Below are 19,369 nucleotides of genomic sequence, written 5' to 3' on the forward strand. Positions count from 1 at the left end.
GAAAATTTCAGCACATCCAGACTTACGCATTTGCGAGACTAAGAACGCTGATGCCTCCACCAATGAGATTCCTGAAAATGAGCATAGCCGCTTACAACCTCAAATTTATTTAGATTTCCCTGAAGCTGAAGAGGAAAAACGAATTTTAAAAGAAAATCTTCCTTTTGTGGATGAACATATCATGGATTATGTCGTCAATTTTCTCCAAAATGCACACAATAAAAATGAGAATTACACAATCAGAGATGGAATTAATATTGCTCGATATGCCGCAAAAAGAATCAAAAGTTTAGAAGGAAAACCTGTAAATTTGAATAGCCTACTTCAACAAGCTGTCATTATGACCTTAGGTGATGAAGCTCTTGAGCATGTTCTCTAAATCCATAGGATCTCCATGAACGGTGAAGAGTCTTTTTTTATTCAGAAAGGGAACATATATGCCATTCCCATTATCCATTATAATATGGAAATGGCTGCTCAGGTCCTTTTAGCTTTTAAAGAAATCCAGCCAGATTGCGTGGCCGTGGAATTCCCTGAAACCATGCAGCTGCAAATTTTACATGCGGCCTCGCGCCTACCCGATTTAAGTGTTGTCCAAACTTTTGAATCAAATGGAACTTCTCTTTATTACATGGCGGAACCATGCGACGCTGCATTCGAAGCCCTGCGTAGTGCACAAGATGCCAATATCCCCGCTTTTTGCATTGATTTAGACGTGGAAAATTATCCCGATGTCGCTGAACCCATCCCTGATCCCTATGCCATCCAGAGAATCACGCTTAAACAATACTATAATCTGTATGAGAAAAGTCGAAATCCCGCTCTGCATTCCCAGCTCGATAAAAATCGGGAGCTATACATGGCTAAACGCCTGAAAGAACTTAGCTTCACATATGATAAGATTCTATTTGTTGGGGGCATGAGCCATATTCAGTCCGTGCTGGAACTCATCGATCGATCCCATTTTCCTGCATTTGAAGTCCCACAACGTGAAACGATTCAACTTTGTACATTAACCGAAGATTCGGCCCGCGAAGTCATGGCAGAATGTGGCTGGATTTCCAAAGAATATGAAAAGTTACGCTCCGAATTTAATGAAGCTCTAAATAATCCTCTGACACCTGAAGCCCCTTTACTTGCGTTTCCACCCGATAGACAAAAACTCATTTATCAGCTCTTTAAAGAAGCCTCTGTCCATTATCAAAACAATACGGGTCATAAATTTCATGGATATCATTTACGCGCCTTAATGAAATTTGTGCGCAATTACGCCCTTATTAAAAACCAATTAATGCCCTCCCTCTTTCAATTATTAAGCGCAGCTAAAGGGTGTGTTGATCATAATTATGCTTATGAAGTCTGGGCGCTAGCCACCGAATATCTTTATCGACGCAACATTGATTCTCTTCCTGAGCTTTCCCTTAAAATCGAAGATGTCTGGGGTCCCAGCAAAATTATTCGCTTTCATATGAAACTTCCCGGACGAAAAAACACGTTTTTCACTAAAAGACGTAAAGATCGCTCCACTTTTAAATTTCAACCCCCTAGCCCATTTAGCATTTGCTCGTACCCACCTGAGGATATTGCAGTCGAAAACTTTGGGGATTTTTTAAAGAAGAAAGGAAAGCAAGTTTTATTAGATGAAAGTTCTCGCACGCGTCCCTTTAGCACAAGCCTTGAAGAAGGGATTGATACCAGAGAAACCATTCGACACTGGCATGAGAAAAAAATCTTTGTTAAAGTGAGGGGTAAACCACCCGAAGGAGTGGGATCTGTTGTGATTATTTTCGATGAAGATCAAAGCGAAGATCCCAATAAAAATGAAAAATATCCGTGGCGAACCACCTGGTTGGGTGAGCACGATCAAGAATCCGATATGGCTTTTTATGCAACACCCATGACAGAGAATGTTGTTGGACCTGGAATTAGTCGCTGCGAATATGGGGGCTTTATGATGTCATATCCACCCAGACGTATGTTTGATGTATGGACAGATCCCGATTATGCAGAATGTCGCTCTAAAGCAGAAGTACTGCTAATGGCCGCTATCGATTATGCTGTTAAACCTCTCATTACCTATGTTGCCAATAAGCCACCTCGATCCTTTATAAAAAGTTTCGCAAATCGATACGGAAAAAAAATTGTCTACGTCCCATACGGACAGCTCTCTCCTATCACACTAAACAAGCTACGCGTGTTTCATGTGCTAAGTGGAAGAGATAAACGAGATATTGCGGGAGAATATATTTTTTAATTATGTTTACAGGTTTAATTGAAGAAATGGGAATCATTCGCAACATGATTGCCACTGAAAAAGGAATGCGCATTGAAATTAACGCTGAGCTCGTTTTGTCCGACGCTAAAATTGGAGACTCGATTGCCGTTAATGGATGCTGCTTAACTGTTATTGAAATTACCTCCGATTCTTCGGGAACTCAATGGTGGGCAGCTGATGCTGTAAAAGAAACGTTGCAAAGAACAAGCTTGCAACAATTAAAAATCGGCGATGCTGTGAATTTAGAGCGCTCCGTGAAGTTAAATGATCGGCTTGGTGGACATCTTGTTCAGGGACATGTTGACGGCATCGGAACCATCGAAACAATTCGAGCTTTACCTGATGGATCCCACGAATTTGTGATTGCCCCCCCTCAAAACCTGCTTCGCTACATCGTAGAAAAAGGATCCATTACTCTCGATGGCGTAAGTTTAACTGTATGCCTGGTTAATCACCGTTCTTTTTCTGTAACGCTCATCCCACATACAAAAGCTGTGACAACATGGGGACAAAAAAAGACAGGCATGTTCGTGAATGTTGAGGTTGATTTACTCGCAAAATACATGGAAAAGCTTTCTGAGCCTTTTCGAAACGCATCAAAAAAGGAAAATCTATCATGAATCTTTCGTCTATTGAAAATGCCATTCAAACCTTTTCCGAAGGGAAAATGGTGATCATTTCTGATGATACAGAAAGAGAAAATGAGGGAGATTTAATCATTGCGGCCGACAAAGTGACCGTTGAGACCATTGCTTTTATGGTCAGACATTCGACCGGAATTTTGTGCATGCCCATGCTTGAAGAAAGGCTTGAAGAATTGCAACTTCCCCAAATGGTCACGGAGAACACAGGCCCTCGTAAAACAGCCTTTACTGTGTCAGTAGATGCTTTGCATGGAACAACAACAGGCGTGTCAGCATATGACCGTATGCTAACCGTAAAGGCCTTAATCGATCCAAATATACGCCCCCATGATCTAGGCCGTCCAGGACACATCTTTCCGCTTAAATATTGTCCTGGTGGTGTTTTGAAAAGAGCCGGGCATACAGAAGCTGCTGTCGATCTGTGTCGTCTAGCTAATCTCTACCCAGCAGCTGTGATTGGAGAAATTGTGAACGACGACGGTTCCATGGCACGAGCACCTGATCTAAAAAAGTTTGCGGAAACACATCAAATTCCCCTTATTTCTGTAGAAGATATTATTCGTTATCGTAGAAAACGGGAAAAGCTTGTTCATTGTGTATCCCAAGCAAAAATCCCCACTGAATTCGGGGAATTCACAGCCTATGTTTACCAATCTGATTTAGATGGAATCGAACATATTGCGCTTGTAAAAGGTGAAGTTGCTAAAAAAGAAAATGTACTCGTCCGCGTACATTCTGAATGCTTAACGGGAGATGTCTTTGGTTCAAAACGATGTGACTGCGGGCAGCAACTGGATTTAGCTCTCGAAAAAATCGCTAAAGAAGGATCGGGAGTCCTCGTCTATTTGCGCGGGCACGAAGGAAGAGGAATCGGCTTAGGACATAAATTGCGTGCGTATAGCCTTCAAGAGCAAGGCCGCGATACTGTCGAAGCCAACCTAGAACTCGGCTTTCCTGTCGATACACGCGAATATGGAATGGGAGCCCAAATTTTAGCTGATTTAGGTCTCACCACCATTCGTTTATTATCTAATAATCCCGCCAAATATGGAGGATTAGCCGGATATGACTTACAAATTGTAGAACGTGTTCCCTTAATTTCTGTTGCAACGGCTGAAAATTTTCGTTATTTGCAAACAAAGCAAGAAAAATTAGGGCATTTACTAACGATCAATGCAAAATAAGGAAAACTTTATGGAGATTTCAGGAAATTTTAATGGAAAAGGTAAACGTTTTGGCATTGTCGTAGCTCGCTTTAACGAATTGATTACCAAAAGTTTACTCTCGGGAGCCATCGATACTTTGATTCGCCATGGAGTGGATGCCAAACAAATTCACACCGCATGGGTGCCGGGATCGTACGAAATTCCCTTGATTGCTCAAAAAATGGCTGAAAGTGAACAATATGATGCCATCATTACTCTTGGAGCTTTAATTCGTGGTGCAACAGCTCACTTTGATCTAATTGCATCCCAAGTTTCTTCAAATTTAGGACATATCGCTCTTAAAACAGGCATTCCTGTTATTTTTGGTGTTTTAACCACTGATTCAATTGAACAAGCAATGGAAAGAGCTGGGACTAAACATGGAAACAAAGGCTCAGAAGCCGCATTAGCGGCTCTAGAAATGGTGGACTTGGTACGACAGTTAAAAACCTAGTTGGACTATTTTGCCCATCTTTTGAAAAGGGCATCCAGAGAGAATCTTCCTGGACCAAAACAAAAGATAAGTAAAGAGGCAAATAGAAAAAGAAAAGGTGGTTGACTAAGAAAGAGATCCGGATCATGGAAAATTTGACGCACAGATTCAGCGTGAGCTGTGAAATACGCAACAATCATTACTCCAGATAGCAAAAGAGCTGAAAAACGTGAAGCTAAGCCTACGAGTAACAATAGGCCACCAAAACATTCCACCGATCCAGCCAGATAGGCATTAAAAGTGGGAAATGGAAATCCTAGCGATGCAAAAAATGAACTCACAGGTTCAATATTCGCTAGCTTTCCATATCCAGTTATAAAAAAATTATATCCCCAAAAGAGCCTTATCGCAAGCAGTAGAAAATCTTGCAAGCGATCGCCCCAGTGTTTTAGGCCACCAAAAAATCTTCGTAGAAAACCCATAATCAATACTCCTTTTAAAAGGGTATTGTTACCCAAGATAAGTTTTTACGCCAGTTTTAATAAAAATTACTTTGATAGGCGACGCCCTCATCCCTTAGCTTTGAGCAAAAGCCAGACGTTCATCCGCTTTTTCTAGCAATGCTTTCAATTCAGAGTTATCATTCAAAAGTTTTCTTAAATTATTTGTGAGGTTATCTCTTGCACTTAACAAAGTTCTCAGAGGTTCTCCCGATCCCTGCCTCCGCTCCAATTCATCAGTAAAAATTTGATTCAAATTAACAAATGACACTGTAGATAGGTCTTCTACTGCACTACCAATTTGATATAAAAATAACTCTTTATAATGATTTAATTCATTGCCATCTATCTGTTTTTGATTTCTAAGAAATCGAGCAGCTGAGCTATTTCCAAGTTTCTCAGATCTCTCTAGCCATTTTACAGCGGCTTCTAAAGTTTGTTCTGTGTCTTTTCCTTCAAAATACATAGCACCCAAACGATACTGGGCTTCAGCATTATCATTTTCTGCGGCTTTCAAAAACCATTCGGCTGCTTTTTCATCTGATTTAACAACTCCTCTCCCCGCCCGATAAAGCTGCCCAAGTTGCAATTGAGCTTCAGGCGAGTTATTTGCAGCTATTTCAAACCACTTAACCGCTTTTTCATTTTCACCTATTTGTAAAAACATCCCTGCTAATTTAAGCTGTGCAGCTAGATCACCCTTATTAGCATCACTTTCCAGTTGATGACTAATTGTTGCCAATTCTGCTTGAGCAGATCCAAAACCTTGTGATCCGGCTTTATTTAACCATCCAATCGCTTTTTGAAATGACTCATCAACACCCTGGCCCATTAAGTACATTTTCCCTAGAGAGTATTGAGCCACAAGATGATTTTGCTTTGCTGCTTTTTCATACCATTCGGCAGCTTTTTTTGGACTCTTAAGCATTCCATTGCTATACATTTCTCCAAGCTTGTACTGACTTTCTGCCAATCCTTGGTCAGCAGCTTTTTTAAACCATCCAAAGGCTAAAGCATCAGGCAGTAAATCATTATCTGCATAAATAGACGCTAATTTTTGCTGTGCAGGAGCAAATCCTTGAGTAGCAGCTTTTTTTATCAATTTCTCGGCTATTTTAGGTTTTTGATTTTTTTCATTGATTAAACCCAAAACAAATTGGCCATAAGGATGTCCGTTTTTAGCAGATTTGCGTGCAAGCTCTAGAGCTTTGTCTTGGGATTCATCGACTCCAGATCCATTTAGATATTTGAGTGCTAATGCTCCTTGCGCATAAGCATCTCCCTTATCGGCCGCTTTTTGGTACAAATTTGCAGCCTCTTCCTTAGACTTAGGGATGCCTTTACCCTCTTCATACATATCAGCCAAAAAAACCTGACACTGTAAATTGCCTTGCTTTGCTTCTCTTTCAATTCCTTTAAAAGCCTTCCCAAAATGATAGCCTGCATCAGCTTTATTAATTTCCGTACCAAGTCCCTTTTCAATTAAATCACCTAATTTCAAATGGGCTATAGAGCCTGTGAGATCGCCTTCACGGCTTGCATCCCTATAACTTTGGACAGCTTTTTCATAAGATTGCTTAACTCCTGTGCCTGTTTCGTACATATGGCCAAGTTCAAGGAGAGCACTTCTCGAACCTTCCCCTGCTTTTTTTTGCACATATAAGTACGCTACTTTTTCGCCGACTGCTTTACTGCTCAATTTATCCACATTTTCAGTGTCAGCTTTCTCTCCGTGAGCTTTAATCCACTTAATAGCACTTTGCTTATTGATATGAAGGGCCTTGTTATCTGGACCAAAAATTTTTATAGTCCCACCACCTAAACCTATTGCTGCAAAGGCATTTTTAGCAAATTTAGTAATTCCCTTATTAACCTTGATTCCTTTGTCTTTGATACCTTTGTTTTCGGAAAAGTTTGCATCAAATTTTAATCTTCCACTTTCAATATTCCCCTCAAAATTAATAGACATAAAATTCACCTCTTATTAAGGAAAAATCAATTTTTTTATAACACTTTATGTTTTATTATAATATTAGCTTAATAAAAACGTCAATGTTTCCAAACCACAATGTGGATTAACTGACCGATAGAGTGTATCAAATAGAGAAATAGAGGGGGAAGATTAAATTAGACGGGGGAGTCGTTGTTTAATATCATATTCGCTTCCCCATATTGAATGTGAATTACTTCATCATGTTGGGAGAAGATGCACAGTGTGGACGTTATTTACGTTAAAACTAAGACTAATCCTTGGGGTACTGCCGTAATAAGGATGAACAAAATGGAGAGTATCGCTTGGAAAAAGGATGAGAGTGCCCGGTTTCGGGAAAAAGTGATAAGTAATGTTATCGATAATAAAATCTATTCTTCCACTGAATGGATATTCAGATGAAGGCTCTTCAGTATAGATATAATAGGCTGCACTAATCTGGCTTAATGGATGGACATGAGGAGCATTGTAACCGCCACGAACAGCAACATTAAACCAGGCTCCTGTATAATTCCAGTCATAATTTTCATTTGACTGAACATTGAATAGCTCACTGCAAGAACTGATGTATTGGGACATAGGAGCTGAAAAGCTCTGAAACAACTCAAGCAATAAACCTTTTGAAGAATCATCCGCTAAATGAGCATGAAGATCTCGCTTACTTTGCCACCCGCCGATGTTGCTATGCTGTTCTTTTTTATCATTTTGAGTACGTTCCATCTCACTCGCAACATACTGTTCCAACTTTTGATTCAAGACATCGTTTTTTAATGGGAACTGTTGGATAAGCTGTAATGGCTTAAAATTCTTTTTATTCATAGAAATCCTTGCTACTCCATAAATGGTATCATTCGACCTATAGGAGGCCGAGATTTGGACAAAACCAAAGATACAAATCTCCTTCGTCTTACGCACTATACGATTTCGAAGAGATCTCTGAGATTTTAAATTTTAATTAACTTATTTTTTTAATTTTGTCGATACCAAAATTCTAGATAAGATGGCAAATAGAATACTGCAAACAGGAAATCTTATACGGATCTGCCTGTTTTCTAAAAAGATCACGCATTATTAGAAAATTGTAAACGTTCATCGGCTTTTTCTAATAATTCCTTGCTCCAATCTAAATGGACTTTTAGATGAGCATTTAAACTAGTCGTTAAATCTTCAATGTCTTTTTCAAGTAATTCAAGGGAACGAGGGCTATTCTTAAAGATAGATCTCTTATATTCAACTGTTTCAAATAATTCCATAAAAGAAATTGATTTAGAGAGTGATGACCCATCAATTTTTACCAAAAAGTCATGTTTTAATGACTTTAGTTGCACATTATCGTCAATTTGTCTTTTAAAGAGAAAATCTCTTGCTTTTGTGCAATTCTGCTGAGCTGATTGTTTTAAAAGTTTAACAGCCCCTTTGAGATTTTCCATTGGATTACGACCATCAAAATACCAAATACCTAATTGGTACTGTGCGAGAGGATGCCCCTTGTCTGCCGCCCTTCGATAATACTTAAGCGCATTCGCTTCTGATTCATTTGCATACAGATTTGCTAAGCGATATTCTGCTTCAGCAGATCCTTGTTCAGCAGCTCTTTCATACCAATTGAATGTTTCGTCAGTTGAGCGATGCAATTCCCCTAAATTGAGCTGTGCTTGAATATTTCCACTGTTAGCATCAATCTCTAGATCATTGCGCATTTGATCCAATTTTAGTTTAACTCTTTCGGGGTTCAATGCCGAAGCCCTTTTTAGCCAATACAAAGTCTGCTCGAGCGATGCATTTTCTTCTTGTTCCGCATAGTACAACATCCCTAAGGCAATTTGAGCCTCAACATTGTCTTGTTCAGCGGATTTTTTATACCATGAAACCACATCTTCATTAGAAATCTCATATCTTTGCACATCTTCTTCTTGAAGCATCCTTCCAACTTGAAACTGACTTTCAGATAGTCCTTGCAAGGCTGCTTTTTTATATAATTCAAGCGATTGCTCATTAGATCCATTTGCAGCACAGAGTCGTGCTAAATGTTGTTGGGCTAACGCAAAACCTTGACTGGCACTTTTTTCTATCCATTTTTTTGCAAGGAGTGTTTCTCCCTTCCTTTCATAGATTAAGGCCAAAACATATTGCCCAAATGGATGCCTTTTTTTAGCGGATTGGTGAGCAAGCTTTTTTGCTTTACTGACTGAAGCTGTCACTCCAGAGCCATTTAAGTATTTTAATGCTAAAGCGCCTTGGGCGTAGGCATTGCCTTGATCAGCAGCTTTTTGATAATGCATGGTTGCTTCTTCTGGAGATTTTTTCACCCCTTTTCCTTCTTCATACATATCTGCGAGGAAAACATGCAGGTCGAAGTTTTTATCATGAATTTTTCGCCTTTTTAGATCGATACCTATTACGAGACAATTCATACCTCCAAAAGCTTGATCATAATGAGATAGAGCTTGGTCTTTATCAACCAGTGTTCCTATTCCTTTCGCTAAAAAATCCCCCATTTTGAGATGAGCAAGCAAGTAATAAGGATGATGACTTTGGTGTTGAAGTGCTTTTTTGTAATTCAGAAAAGCCTCTTCATAAGATTGTTCAACCCCAATTCCTAATTCATATAAATACCCAAGGTAAAAACAAGAGGTTGCTGAACGTTCAGCTCTTTTTTTTACATATAAATAGGTGACTTTATCAGAAATAATTTGATTGTTTTTTTGATCCAAACCAACTAGATCAGTTTTGTCCCCAATTGTATGGAGCCAATTAATTGCGCTTTGTTTATTTAGCCGCCAAATTTTATGGTTTGTTCCTTGTATTGCAATCGTACCTTTTCCCATACCAAAATAAGCGAACAAATCTTTGATACATCCAACGATTCGTCCTTCGATTCGAATACCGTGATTGTCATTGGGAAGTATAAGTCTATCTTTTTCAACATAACCCTGAAAAAATAAGGAATTCATTTATCTCTTTACCATATAAGAATTTTGAATTAATTAGAAACCACGTAGATCTTTTTTATTTAGATTCAAATACAAAAAAAACAATTCTTCTCTCCGAGTTAGCTCGATTTAAGTGATCGTTTAGAAGCCATTAGTTCATCAATTCGTATAACTTCGCGCATGAGACCCATCTCTTTTCTTTATCAGAGAGTTATTGTCTCTTCAGACAAGTTTCCCAATTCGATAATCGGCTTTGAGAGAACCTTTTTGATACCAAACTCAGACTTGCTATTGCGATCTTCTAATCCATTAAGCTAACTTTGATTGTTCAAATATCAGCATAAAATTTAGTCTAATATTATTTTGAGAAAACTTTTAATTTTTTATAAATATCAGGCTTGAATAAAATAACTTCCGATATCTTTTTTAACAATTTTAAAGATAACTTCTAGTTCAACTAGTTTTTTTAAAATAGCCTCAATTTTTGCTGATACTTCAAACGGTGAAGTAATATAGACATAACGCCGAATTTTAGGAAGCTCTGAATTTAGAAGTGAAATTTGCTCATTTATGATATGGATGATTGTGTAAACCAGCTTTTTTTCCTGAAGATCAAATGATGTGAGAAGATCTTCACCAATTTGAATCAATTCATTTCCCAAAGTGATCCCTTTTTTGGCATAAAATTGACTAAGCAAATGCCCTTCGATTAACTCATTTCTTCTTCTAAAAAATGCACTTGCAAAAAGCTGCATACTAAAGCCATGATGGTGAGCAATGAGAGCAATGGATTTCGCCTGCACTTCATTGGTACACCCAACTAATCCTCTAGCTAAGCCTCCAAATAAACCGGCCTCAGCGCCATCATTTTCCTCTAAATCAATCAACGCAATCTTTCTGTTTCCGCATGTATCTAAACTGTTATGCAAAACTGGATTGTTGCGCCATGTCACATCACTGTAACCTGAGCAAATAATAAATTTAGCAAGCTGGTTTATGGCCTGAGTGAGAGTATCAGAAAAAATATGAAAATAATGTTCTTGGATATCTTCATCTGAATTAACATCGAGTTTACGTTCTGCAATAATCTCGTACTCTTTCTCCTCTACTTGAAGAACGAATAATTTAGCATTTGGAATGACCAATAATCCAAGCTGATGCATGTGGATAATTGTTTGAGCATGAATCATGGCTTGATAGCGAGCTTTCATTGTTTGCGTGCTACCAGGAATCTTCAGTTTAAAAATAAGTTCCGGAGCAAGGTCTAAGGTAAATACTCGATTAATTTCTTGGCTATGGTAAAGTTTTAGTCCATTTCCTTCTTTCTTTTGGAGGATGTTTTGCATGCAAGCTTCGATTTTTGAAACGATTTCCTGAGATACGGATATCCCTTGCTGCAATTCTCTTTCAGCGCAAAGATAGAAATTATGATGGAGATAATAAAAAGAGACTTTTTTTGAGTTTTTATGGGGAATATTTTTTGTGGGGATATTTGTTAATCCGATATTTTTGATTGGAATCATTTTTCCTCCCAAGAAAAGTCTATCAAAAGCCACAAGCAAATAAGAAAAGATCAAGAAGCTTGTGGCTATTGGAAAAGTTATTTTTTCTTGCCACGAGTTTTGATGTCAGTCTGAGCTTTTGCAATGTAAATTTTTTCACGTACGCAATAGGCAAAAGCACTCATCGGTTTGATTTCAATGGCTTTTTCAATATCTTTTGTCGCTGATTCTAGATCATCCATAGCAAGATAAACAATAGCTCTATCCACATAAGCATTTGCACAAGAGGGTCTTAATCTTATGACTTGATTGAAATCGCTCAAGGCTTCCTGATACTTTTTGTCAAAAAAGTAGATGTTTGCACGAAGTTTATAACCCCATGGAGAATCAGGTTGCTGGGAAATGAGCAAATTGACTTCCTGTAAAGCCTGATCAGTGCGACCTGCTTTGGCGCTTTTATGTGCCTTTTTTTTCAAAAGATTATAATCAGCCCCTTTAAATTCTTCTTTTTTAGGACTGTTTTCGGTGAGATTATGTGCACTAAGATAGCTTGTCGAACCAAATGCAAAGAAAAGCACTGGTATAACTAGAGATCGTAGCTTCATCCTTGGTCTCCTTAATAGGGCTTAATATGTATTTTGTTAATTTGAAAGATAAACAATGTAATTAGGAAGGGAATTATGTTGGATTAAAAATTAGCCGTCAAGAAGAATTTATTGAGGTTTATTCCTTCTAATCAATGATTTGTGAAGCATTTCGCCTTCACCAAAATGGCTAATATGACGATATTATTGTTGCCTGATGGAGATAGGATAAGGCTATTATGGAAGCGTTTTATTAAACATTTAGAGGAAAGGCTCAAATAATTTAGGCACTTTCCTCTACATGACATAATGCTAAAGCTTTGCTCTTTGAGAAGATTGCTCATCTCGAAGTCGTGAAAGCAAAATTTTCAAGCACATCTCTTTTATTAACTCGCAATTGCTTGTAGATCCCCTCTTGTCATTTTGTTCTTACTCTGGAACATTTCATGTTCCGGAACAAATATTTCTCCCGTTAAGAAACGATAAACAAAAAAGTAATCTTCAGCCTCTAGCTTTTTCTCTAGATTTATATCTCTTTGAAAATAAGGTTTGAGATGAATAGGAATTTGATGGTTTGAAGAAAATTGCCGAATACAGAAACGTGCTCCGGGTTTAGCTGTTCGATAAACAGCTTGCATGAGTTCGTCAAAACTTTCCTTCGACATATATGATGCAATGTCTGATAAAGAAAAAGCATCAAAGGTGCGGTCTGGTACTCGTTTTAAATAATTGATCACATTCTCTGTTTTTATTTTGATTTTATCCAATCGGGGTTTAATAACCTCAGTCCCTTTTGCAGTCAAATAAGGCGGATAGAAGTCTTTTTTTAATGCTCCCTGAAACATCAAGGAAACAAAAGCATTTTCACTAGCTAAACATCCCTGCAAGCACTGAAGCATGCGGTCGTAAATATATGCTCCAACTTGTATCGTCGAATCGACATGTGCAAATAAACCTGGATCATTAAAAAAAACACGTGGAAAGATCGGATTTAATGCAAAGACGAAAAGCTTTCTTAAAAAAAGCGTGTCCCACTCTGCATGCAAAAACTTCCTTTGTTCTTCTAAATTTTCAAATTCGAAAATACGCTTCACTTTCTTTGGTCTTAAACATCGAAACAACATCGAAACGTGTTTAAAAATACTCTCAATATGCCACTGAAAAAGAATTCCTTTGTCTAACATTGATGCCTGATGCATCCAATAATGCGCGGCATCACCATCCATGAATGGCAAAAGCTTATGCAAGGAATCTGAAGCTTGATTTTCCAAACGACCCTCTAAAAAATTCAGATAGTTTGGAAAATCAAATGCCTGCATAGCCGCGCGCTTCAAGCTTAAAAGATAATTTTGAATAGGGTTTGCATCTATAGAAATAAGCTCTTTACAGTCATTTAAAAGTAAATGTAATGGCCGATCCCCACTTGCAGTAATACATAAAACCGTATCTTGCGGTTGAATATTCAGTGCTTGCTGCTCCGTACGCCAATCTTCGTTCCCAAAGCTATAATTAAGTCTCTCAAAAAAATCAGGCATTCTTACTCCATGGCTAAAAAGCATCAGTTGCAAATTTGAGGGTCTCATCCTTATCATTAAGCTGCATTACTGCAAAAATTTTACATGTTATAGCGGTCATCCCCCTGTGCGCCTGGAACTTTGGATATTAAAACATTCACAAGCTTTTCCCACTCTTGACTTTGGATTGGTGGAATAAGAAGACTGGAATCCACATTGACTCGTTTAGCAAAATCTTGAATAAAGGATGTGTTTAAATTTCCATTTTTGGATTCTTGACCAAAACTTTTCTTTAAACCTTTTAAAAAGTCATCCCATACCATTGTCTTGCCTTTCAAACTCGCCATGCACGCTTTCAATTCATTGTCGGAAAAAATACATTCAAGAAAACGAAGAGGATGAACATGATCAATACGATCTCCAGCTTTTTTTAGGGCCGACTTATGTCCCCAGATTTCAAGCACATTGTTATTCGCAAGAGTTTTAACAATATAGCGAATATCATCTCTTTCTTGTTGCGTAAGTCCTTTATTGTAATTACGCTGAATTTGTTTGGCCTTTGAAACTTTAGCTTTTACACCCTCTTGAGACATGCAAACTTCAATGTTAAAAGTTTTTTCATTCGAGAAGTAAAGGCCATTATTTTCTTCGTAATTTTGCAGATCTAAATAAGCACCAATCGTCTCAATTGTAGATAAAAAATAATCTTGAGGTTGAATTTGAATGATGGTATTCTCTCCTGAAGAATTATCTAGGACAACTTCATTTGTAAAAGCGACTGAAGGAAGCAAGCTTGTCACTGCGCCTGCCATTAATAAAGCAATTTTTTTGGCCTTCATACTATTTCCTTTGTTTTAAAATGCACCTTACACGTTGTTTTGGATGTCTTTCCAAAAAGTTTCGGGAAGTGCTTTAGCATTAAAATCTAGATAAAAAAGATCTATAGTCAATTTAAATATTGTGTTCAAGGTGATTTTTTAAAAAAATATTAAACACTCCAAGATGCGATTTTTTTCTTGAAAAGTTGACAAGCTTTTCCTTTCACATGTATAACGAAAAAAAATTACAATAAAAATTCAGTTTGATTTTTGTTGTGCAACCCCTAGGCACATATGAAGAGATATTACTTTACAGTCTTTGTGATTTTTTCCACTTTATATCTAATTCTCGTGAAGACTCTAACTATATCCGCAGAAGAATGCGAGGATATTTGCGATAGACCTCTCCCATTTCCTCATAAATTTTACATTGGGCCAGAGTTCTATCATGTTCACAGAACGCGAGAAGGTGGAACCAAACAAAATGGTTGGATTTATGGAGGACGCCTAGGTTATGAAAGAATCAAACGTTTTGGTCTTTATTGGGGCGTCGAAGGTCACTGGGCACAAGGATCACTCTGTGGACATTCAGGGAATGGCCATAAATTAAAGTCAACGTTCACAGATAGCAATGTGGAAGGACGCTTTGGATATACCCTTCAAAGTAAATGTTGGTATCAACCTTCTTTTACACCCTATGTGGGAATTGGCTATGCATGGGAAAAAAATGCTTATCGCCACCCCTCCCCCATCCATTTACATTTTCTTACCCGCTTTCCTTATTGGGCAGTCGGATTTTTATCGAACATAGAAGTCGCGAATAATTTTGGTGTGGGACTTAACTATAAAGCGTGGTTCATGTATGACGCACGCTGCAAGGTATCGCACGATCCGGAATTTGGATCGACCACATTAAAGATCCAAGACAAGACAAATCATCGTGTTGAACTGCCTATCACTTATCATTATTGCCCTCCGTGCAATCACATTGATATTGCGCTCGTTCCTTTTTATGAATCGCGCCATTATGGAAGACATTTCAGCTTTCCATTCTCTTTCGCAGATACGAAACTCACAATCTGGGGAGTTAACTTGCAATTTATCTACCGACTTTAAAAATAGGGCTGCAGGATGAGCAATAGTCAAAATTCTATTCAGGTTTTTAATTCTAAAACAATCGACCAATTAATTTGGCCTGCTACCCCTGACGGGGAATATGCCCGCAAATTTCTAACTCCTTTAGTGACAAAAGGAGTTTCCCATTACATTGATAATATCGATGCAGAAATGCAGATATTGAAAGTAAACGACCACATTTTACCTCTCGTTGTGACTCAAAACTCTTACACAACATCTTATGTCTGTTCTCCATATGGTCATTACATCTCTTATGCCAGTCAATCCCTGCATCTCATTGAAGGGAAATGGATTCAATCCTTTGCAAAAAATGCGCTAAATGGATTTGGCAAAATTTTGAAAGCCGGAAAAATCAACAAAGTGGTCTATGTCAATAATTGGTTATTTTCGACAGATCTTTATGCAACAGAATTCACACCGCAAGAAATTGATTTAATTTCTAATACACTAAAAAATCTTTTTCCCCTGCATGCCATCGCTTTTCGCTCAATCAATTCCTATACAAATGCCCAATCTCTACAAGCCCTCAAAGACAATGCTTTCGATATGATTGTTAGCAGGCAAGTCTTTTTAACTGACACAAAAAATGAGCAAGTTTTTAAAACACGTATTTTCAAAAGTGATCTTAAGCTTATGCGTGAAAGTGAATATGAAATTTTGAATGAAACGCAGTTAGCTGATGAAGAGTATGAGCGCGTTTTACATTTGTACAGAGAGCTTTACATCGATAAATACTCGGAATTGAATCCTCAGTTAAACCTTCAATTTTTAAAATATTTGATTAGTGAAGGATTGATGCATTTCCGTGTTTTGAAAAAAGATGGGCGTATTGATGGTGTAGTAGGATATTACATACGCAATGGGTTAATGACATCTCCATTTTTTGGATATGATTCGAGTCTTCCGACATCTACAGGTCTTTATCGACTCCTTTCCACGATTCTTTCGCTAGAAGCCAAAGAAAAAGGACTCATTCTTCATCAAAGCTCTGGTGCATCATTTTACAAAAAAGTTCGTCGTGCAGAAAGTTATTTAGAATATATGGCAGTATACGCTCGTCACCTTCCTTATGGGAGAAAAATCCCTTGGTTTTTGCTTAAACACACAATGAATTCTGTCGCCATTCCTTTTATGGAAAAGTATTGAGAACCTTTTCTTCAATCGATGGCCAAACATCTGAGGCGTAGTAGCGCTGTCTTAAATCAAGATAAGGAGTCTTTTTGTAAATACTCCAAAACTCTTCTTCTGTATAGCCGCAAAAACTGTAAAGCATTTTGCGGCCATCCAGGTGTTGCATCAATTGATTCAATTCTGTGTGGATCGTCTTTAAGGAAGCTGTATGCTTTGGCATCCCATAGACACCTACATCTACATACATTCCATTTCCCCAATGGGGTGCTAAAATTTGGGGATGGGTTGTAGATTTAATCGGACATAGCCATAAAGGAAAAATACCAACCTTCTCCATAATAAATTCAACAAACGTTTCAGTATGGTCTAGGGGAATAAAATAATCTTGGATGATAAAACGATTCTCAAACCACCTAGACTTTGTTGCATGAAACATATTGTAAAGCTTTTGGCTAGATAGTTGCCAATTCAATAAGAAGCGCTGGATAAAGCTGGGATCTTTTAGAGCAGAAAACTTTTCAAACTCTAAAGAACCAAAAGTTTTGTAACTAAGGTCTGATAATCCTAAACGCCCCTCCAAGTAATATCGCGTAAGTAGCTCCCAATGCAAGCCATAAGCTGCCATCCAAAAAGCCCCACAATCATGCCTAAAAAGGTAGTCAAATGTGGTGATTTTTTCGGCTTTTATTGCTTGCTCAAAGCAGGCTTTACGCACATGTGAATAATACCAGGGACTCCAGGGAAGAGATAAATTTAAAAGGGGTAATTGATCGTTTTGACACCACCGCCCTTCAATTACAACTATTTGATCTTTTGAAAAAACAATCCCTTCAAGAAATTCGGGCGGATGTGCTTGTTCGTGCAAATCTTGAATACGCGCAAGGCTTCTCTGAATGTTTTCGCAAGGATGGTAAGTTAATTCAATATGTGATGCCGCCCGGATTAATCTAAGCTCTACCAGAAGTAGAATCGCGAGGGAACCAAATGAACCAGAAATGCCATGGAATAAATCAGGATGCTCAGTTGCCGAAACACGGATAATTTCCCCATTTCCAATCAAAATATGATAAGCCAAGCAAATATCATGGAATAGTCCATGGAGATGCGAGCTACTTTCAAGAGCTGTCCCATTGATCGCTCCCCCTACAGTGATTCCCTTGAATTCTGGGATAACAGGAACCATGCATTTTTTTTCCAAAGTTAACCGACTCAATTCATCCATCGAGACTTGTGGTTCAACAATCACTTTCATTTGAATGGGATCAATTTCAATCACATGAGAAAGGACATCTAAGCCAAGTTCTTGTCTCCATTTTCGATAGAGATTTGAACTTCGCATCATATGCGAAGGCTGTGCTTGCCTCATCGTTGGATCATGAGGAGACTCGCGAAGCTCAAGAAAGCGTTCGCGAATCTTTTCTACATCCGCATCATGTTGAATGCGTGTCTTGTAAGACAATGTCATTGATTTGTTCCTGGTTGGTATTTCTTCCAAAAGTAGAAAGCAATTAAAAGAACCACAGGAATGGCAATATCGGTGTAAAGCGGAATACCGACATTTCCTTCAGCGTAGTTATTATTTTGTACCATATCCACTACATGCCCAACTGCATCTCCTAAGAGCCAAATAGATACTCCAATCACAATAGCTGTCCAGAAGTTACCCCGAAGCCAAATGGCCAAAATCCCCAAAACACCGAAGGCTAGGTTGACATTTCCCATCTCATGTTGGAAAGGACAGGTTGGCCACCCTAATTTTTCCGCAACAAGCTCTGGGAGAAAAATAAATCCATAAAATGATAAAAAACTAATTAAGCCGACGTTAAATACAATTTGGTAAAGGAGGAAGAGCTCGGCTTTTTCTCCTAGTGTACGCTCTTCCTTACTGAGCGCCAAATGCAGAAAAAAACCTAAGAAGCTGGCTGCAAATAGGATAAGAATAATGCTCATGAATTCCCCCTTTGTTTTTAATTTTAATTATTAAAATTAATTATTTAATACTCAAGAAATAATACTCCTTTGTAATTAAATTATTTTAAATAATATTTAAAAACATCTAGATATTCACTAAAATCAAACTAAGATGTAAGCGAAAAGATCTCATTTCTCTAATTACTTTCCGAAGCAAAAAAGAACGAAGTCACGAAAATAGATGCTATGGTGAGAGCTTTGAGTCTAAAATCAAATTAGCTTACTTATCAAAAACCATAGGCTGAAATTAACCACTTATCGATCAAGCCTACTCAAGCATGTTTGAGTAGGCTAAGAAAATTAAGGCATCTTTATTTTCAAATTAGTCATAACGCAAAGCCATTATTTTGCATGAGAGCTCCGATTCTTCCTCGATATACTCTGCTACTTCAATATTTCTATCTTCCATCGCTTCGATGAATCTCACTAAATGCCTGCGTTCATTCTGGGGTCAGCTCAGAATTCGGATTATAAAGCACGTTAAGGATTTCAACCTTTTTGGTCATTGCCCTAAGATCATTATAAATACAAGTAAAAAATATTTAAAATATAAATTAAATAGTAAAAAATCCAATAAATGATAATATTAATAAATATTAAACTTAATTAGAGTGTCAACAATATATGAGTATCAACAATAATAGACCGTTTTTTCGCGATTCCATCACAGATGGTTGGACAAAAAAAGATTGGGCTTTAAATTTAATTCCTCTGGGAGGCATTGCCTCCGTT

At 37.9% G+C, this 19,369-nt stretch carries 16 protein-coding genes and 1 pseudogene; 7 read left to right on the forward strand and 10 right to left on the reverse strand.

The genetic code is table 11. The features are described from left to right. The 5 genes and pseudogenes from AB7E63_RS10630 to ribH all read left to right on the forward strand — a co-directional run. Window positions 1–379, forward strand: a pseudogene (locus AB7E63_RS10630) (AAA family ATPase); the annotation flags it as partial. A 15-nt stretch (window positions 380–394) separates the two neighbouring features. After that, window positions 395–2,254, forward strand: coding sequence for a hypothetical protein (locus AB7E63_RS10635; RefSeq protein WP_428419464.1), 1,860 nt, complete (start codon window positions 395–397; stop codon window positions 2,252–2,254). Window positions 2,255–2,256: 2 nt separating this feature from the next. Beyond that, the gene (locus AB7E63_RS10640) at window positions 2,257–2,895 is read left to right on the forward strand and encodes a riboflavin synthase (protein WP_006340777.1); all 639 of its coding nucleotides are present in this window, start codon (window positions 2,257–2,259) and stop codon (window positions 2,893–2,895) included. Continuing rightward, window positions 2,892–4,103, forward strand: a complete 1,212-nt coding sequence (locus AB7E63_RS10645; protein WP_059358879.1) for a bifunctional 3,4-dihydroxy-2-butanone-4-phosphate synthase/GTP cyclohydrolase II — start codon at window positions 2,892–2,894, stop codon at window positions 4,101–4,103. Before AB7E63_RS10640 ends, AB7E63_RS10645 begins: the two co-directional genes overlap by 4 nt. Before the next feature lie 10 nt (window positions 4,104–4,113). After that, window positions 4,114–4,578 carry a 6,7-dimethyl-8-ribityllumazine synthase gene (ribH, locus tag AB7E63_RS10650; protein ID WP_013924934.1) on the forward strand — a complete coding sequence of 155 codons (465 nt, stop codon included), beginning with the start codon at window positions 4,114–4,116 and terminating at the stop codon, window positions 4,576–4,578. Window positions 4,579–4,583: 5 nt separating this feature from the next. Here the strand turns inward: ribH and AB7E63_RS10655 are convergent, their stop codons facing one another. From AB7E63_RS10655 to AB7E63_RS10690, 8 genes are all read right to left on the reverse strand, one after another. Continuing rightward, a complete protein-coding gene (locus AB7E63_RS10655; RefSeq protein ID WP_013924935.1) occupies window positions 4,584–5,039 on the reverse strand; it encodes a DoxX family protein in 456 nt (151 codons plus the stop codon). Window positions 5,040–5,133: 94 nt separating this feature from the next. Continuing rightward, window positions 5,134–7,026, reverse strand: coding sequence for a tetratricopeptide repeat protein (locus AB7E63_RS10660; protein ID WP_059358877.1), 1,893 nt, complete (start codon window positions 7,024–7,026; stop codon window positions 5,134–5,136). A gap of 222 nt (window positions 7,027–7,248) precedes the next feature. Beyond that, window positions 7,249–7,866 (reverse strand): putative 2OG-Fe(II) oxygenase, encoded by a 618-nt coding sequence (locus AB7E63_RS10665; protein WP_013924938.1) that lies wholly within the window; start codon window positions 7,864–7,866, stop codon window positions 7,249–7,251. Window positions 7,867–8,108: 242 nt separating this feature from the next. Beyond that, window positions 8,109–10,001 (reverse strand): tetratricopeptide repeat protein, encoded by a 1,893-nt coding sequence (locus tag AB7E63_RS10670; protein WP_006340771.1) that lies wholly within the window; start codon window positions 9,999–10,001, stop codon window positions 8,109–8,111. Window positions 10,002–10,372: 371 nt separating this feature from the next. Then, window positions 10,373–11,503 (reverse strand): hypothetical protein, encoded by a 1,131-nt coding sequence (locus AB7E63_RS10675; RefSeq protein WP_428419469.1) that lies wholly within the window; start codon window positions 11,501–11,503, stop codon window positions 10,373–10,375. A 77-nt stretch (window positions 11,504–11,580) separates the two neighbouring features. Next, entirely contained in the window at window positions 11,581–12,087 is a 507-nt protein-coding gene (locus AB7E63_RS10680; protein WP_059358871.1) for a tetratricopeptide repeat protein, read from the reverse strand. Window positions 12,088–12,452: 365 nt separating this feature from the next. Beyond that, window positions 12,453–13,601 carry a DUF3419 family protein gene (locus AB7E63_RS10685; protein ID WP_428419471.1) on the reverse strand — a complete coding sequence of 383 codons (1,149 nt, stop codon included), beginning with the start codon at window positions 13,599–13,601 and terminating at the stop codon, window positions 12,453–12,455. 80 nt (window positions 13,602–13,681) lie between these two features. Beyond that, the gene (locus AB7E63_RS10690) at window positions 13,682–14,419 is read right to left on the reverse strand and encodes a hypothetical protein (protein WP_006340767.1); all 738 of its coding nucleotides are present in this window, start codon (window positions 14,417–14,419) and stop codon (window positions 13,682–13,684) included. Window positions 14,420–14,692: 273 nt separating this feature from the next. On the opposite strand from AB7E63_RS10690, the gene AB7E63_RS10695 reads away from it, so the two are divergent. Both AB7E63_RS10695 and AB7E63_RS10700 read left to right on the forward strand, forming a co-directional pair. After that, on the forward strand, window positions 14,693–15,514 hold the full coding sequence (locus AB7E63_RS10695; protein WP_006340766.1) for an outer membrane protein: 822 nt from the start codon (window positions 14,693–14,695) through the stop codon (window positions 15,512–15,514). 15 nt (window positions 15,515–15,529) lie between these two features. After that, complete coding sequence (locus AB7E63_RS10700) at window positions 15,530–16,681, forward strand: hypothetical protein (RefSeq protein WP_006340765.1); 1,152 nt, start codon at window positions 15,530–15,532, stop codon at window positions 16,679–16,681. Here AB7E63_RS10700 and AB7E63_RS10705 read toward each other — a convergent pair. Further along, window positions 16,665–18,131 carry an FAD-binding protein gene (locus tag AB7E63_RS10705; protein WP_006340764.1) on the reverse strand — a complete coding sequence of 489 codons (1,467 nt, stop codon included), beginning with the start codon at window positions 18,129–18,131 and terminating at the stop codon, window positions 16,665–16,667. The genes AB7E63_RS10700 and AB7E63_RS10705 overlap by 17 nt on opposite strands. Further along, a complete protein-coding gene (locus AB7E63_RS10710; protein ID WP_006340763.1) occupies window positions 18,128–18,616 on the reverse strand; it encodes a DUF6790 family protein in 489 nt (162 codons plus the stop codon). The genes AB7E63_RS10705 and AB7E63_RS10710 overlap by 4 nt, the downstream gene beginning before the upstream one ends. Between the last annotated feature and the right edge of the window lie 753 nt (window positions 18,617–19,369).

It is taken from the genome of Parachlamydia sp. (assembly GCF_050255895.1).
GTDB classification, from domain to species: domain Bacteria; phylum Chlamydiota; class Chlamydiia; order Chlamydiales; family Parachlamydiaceae; genus Parachlamydia; species Parachlamydia acanthamoebae.

Excerpts from the sequence above, each read along its gene's own strand:
- AB7E63_RS10635 (WP_428419464.1), top strand. The coding sequence starts at position 395 with ATGAACGGTGAAGAGTCTTTTTTTATTCAGAAAGGGAACATATATGCC.
- AB7E63_RS10640 (WP_006340777.1), top strand. The coding sequence starts at position 2,257 with ATGTTTACAGGTTTAATTGAAGAAATGGGAATCATTCGCAACATGATT.
- AB7E63_RS10645 (WP_059358879.1), top strand. The coding sequence starts at position 2,892 with ATGAATCTTTCGTCTATTGAAAATGCCATTCAAACCTTTTCCGAAGGG.
- ribH (WP_013924934.1), top strand. The coding sequence starts at position 4,114 with ATGGAGATTTCAGGAAATTTTAATGGAAAAGGTAAACGTTTTGGCATT.
- AB7E63_RS10655 (WP_013924935.1), bottom strand. The coding sequence starts at position 5,039 with ATGGGTTTTCTACGAAGATTTTTTGGTGGCCTAAAACACTGGGGCGAT.
- AB7E63_RS10660 (WP_059358877.1), bottom strand. The coding sequence starts at position 7,026 with ATGTCTATTAATTTTGAGGGGAATATTGAAAGTGGAAGATTAAAATTT.
- AB7E63_RS10665 (WP_013924938.1), bottom strand. The coding sequence starts at position 7,866 with ATGAATAAAAAGAATTTTAAGCCATTACAGCTTATCCAACAGTTCCCA.
- AB7E63_RS10670 (WP_006340771.1), bottom strand. The coding sequence starts at position 10,001 with ATGAATTCCTTATTTTTTCAGGGTTATGTTGAAAAAGATAGACTTATA.
- AB7E63_RS10675 (WP_428419469.1), bottom strand. The coding sequence starts at position 11,503 with ATGATTCCAATCAAAAATATCGGATTAACAAATATCCCCACAAAAAAT.
- AB7E63_RS10680 (WP_059358871.1), bottom strand. The coding sequence starts at position 12,087 with ATGAAGCTACGATCTCTAGTTATACCAGTGCTTTTCTTTGCATTTGGT.
- AB7E63_RS10685 (WP_428419471.1), bottom strand. The coding sequence starts at position 13,601 with ATGCCTGATTTTTTTGAGAGACTTAATTATAGCTTTGGGAACGAAGAT.
- AB7E63_RS10690 (WP_006340767.1), bottom strand. The coding sequence starts at position 14,419 with ATGAAGGCCAAAAAAATTGCTTTATTAATGGCAGGCGCAGTGACAAGC.
- AB7E63_RS10695 (WP_006340766.1), top strand. The coding sequence starts at position 14,693 with ATGAAGAGATATTACTTTACAGTCTTTGTGATTTTTTCCACTTTATAT.
- AB7E63_RS10700 (WP_006340765.1), top strand. The coding sequence starts at position 15,530 with ATGAGCAATAGTCAAAATTCTATTCAGGTTTTTAATTCTAAAACAATC.
- AB7E63_RS10705 (WP_006340764.1), bottom strand. The coding sequence starts at position 18,131 with ATGACATTGTCTTACAAGACACGCATTCAACATGATGCGGATGTAGAA.
- AB7E63_RS10710 (WP_006340763.1), bottom strand. The coding sequence starts at position 18,616 with ATGAGCATTATTCTTATCCTATTTGCAGCCAGCTTCTTAGGTTTTTTT.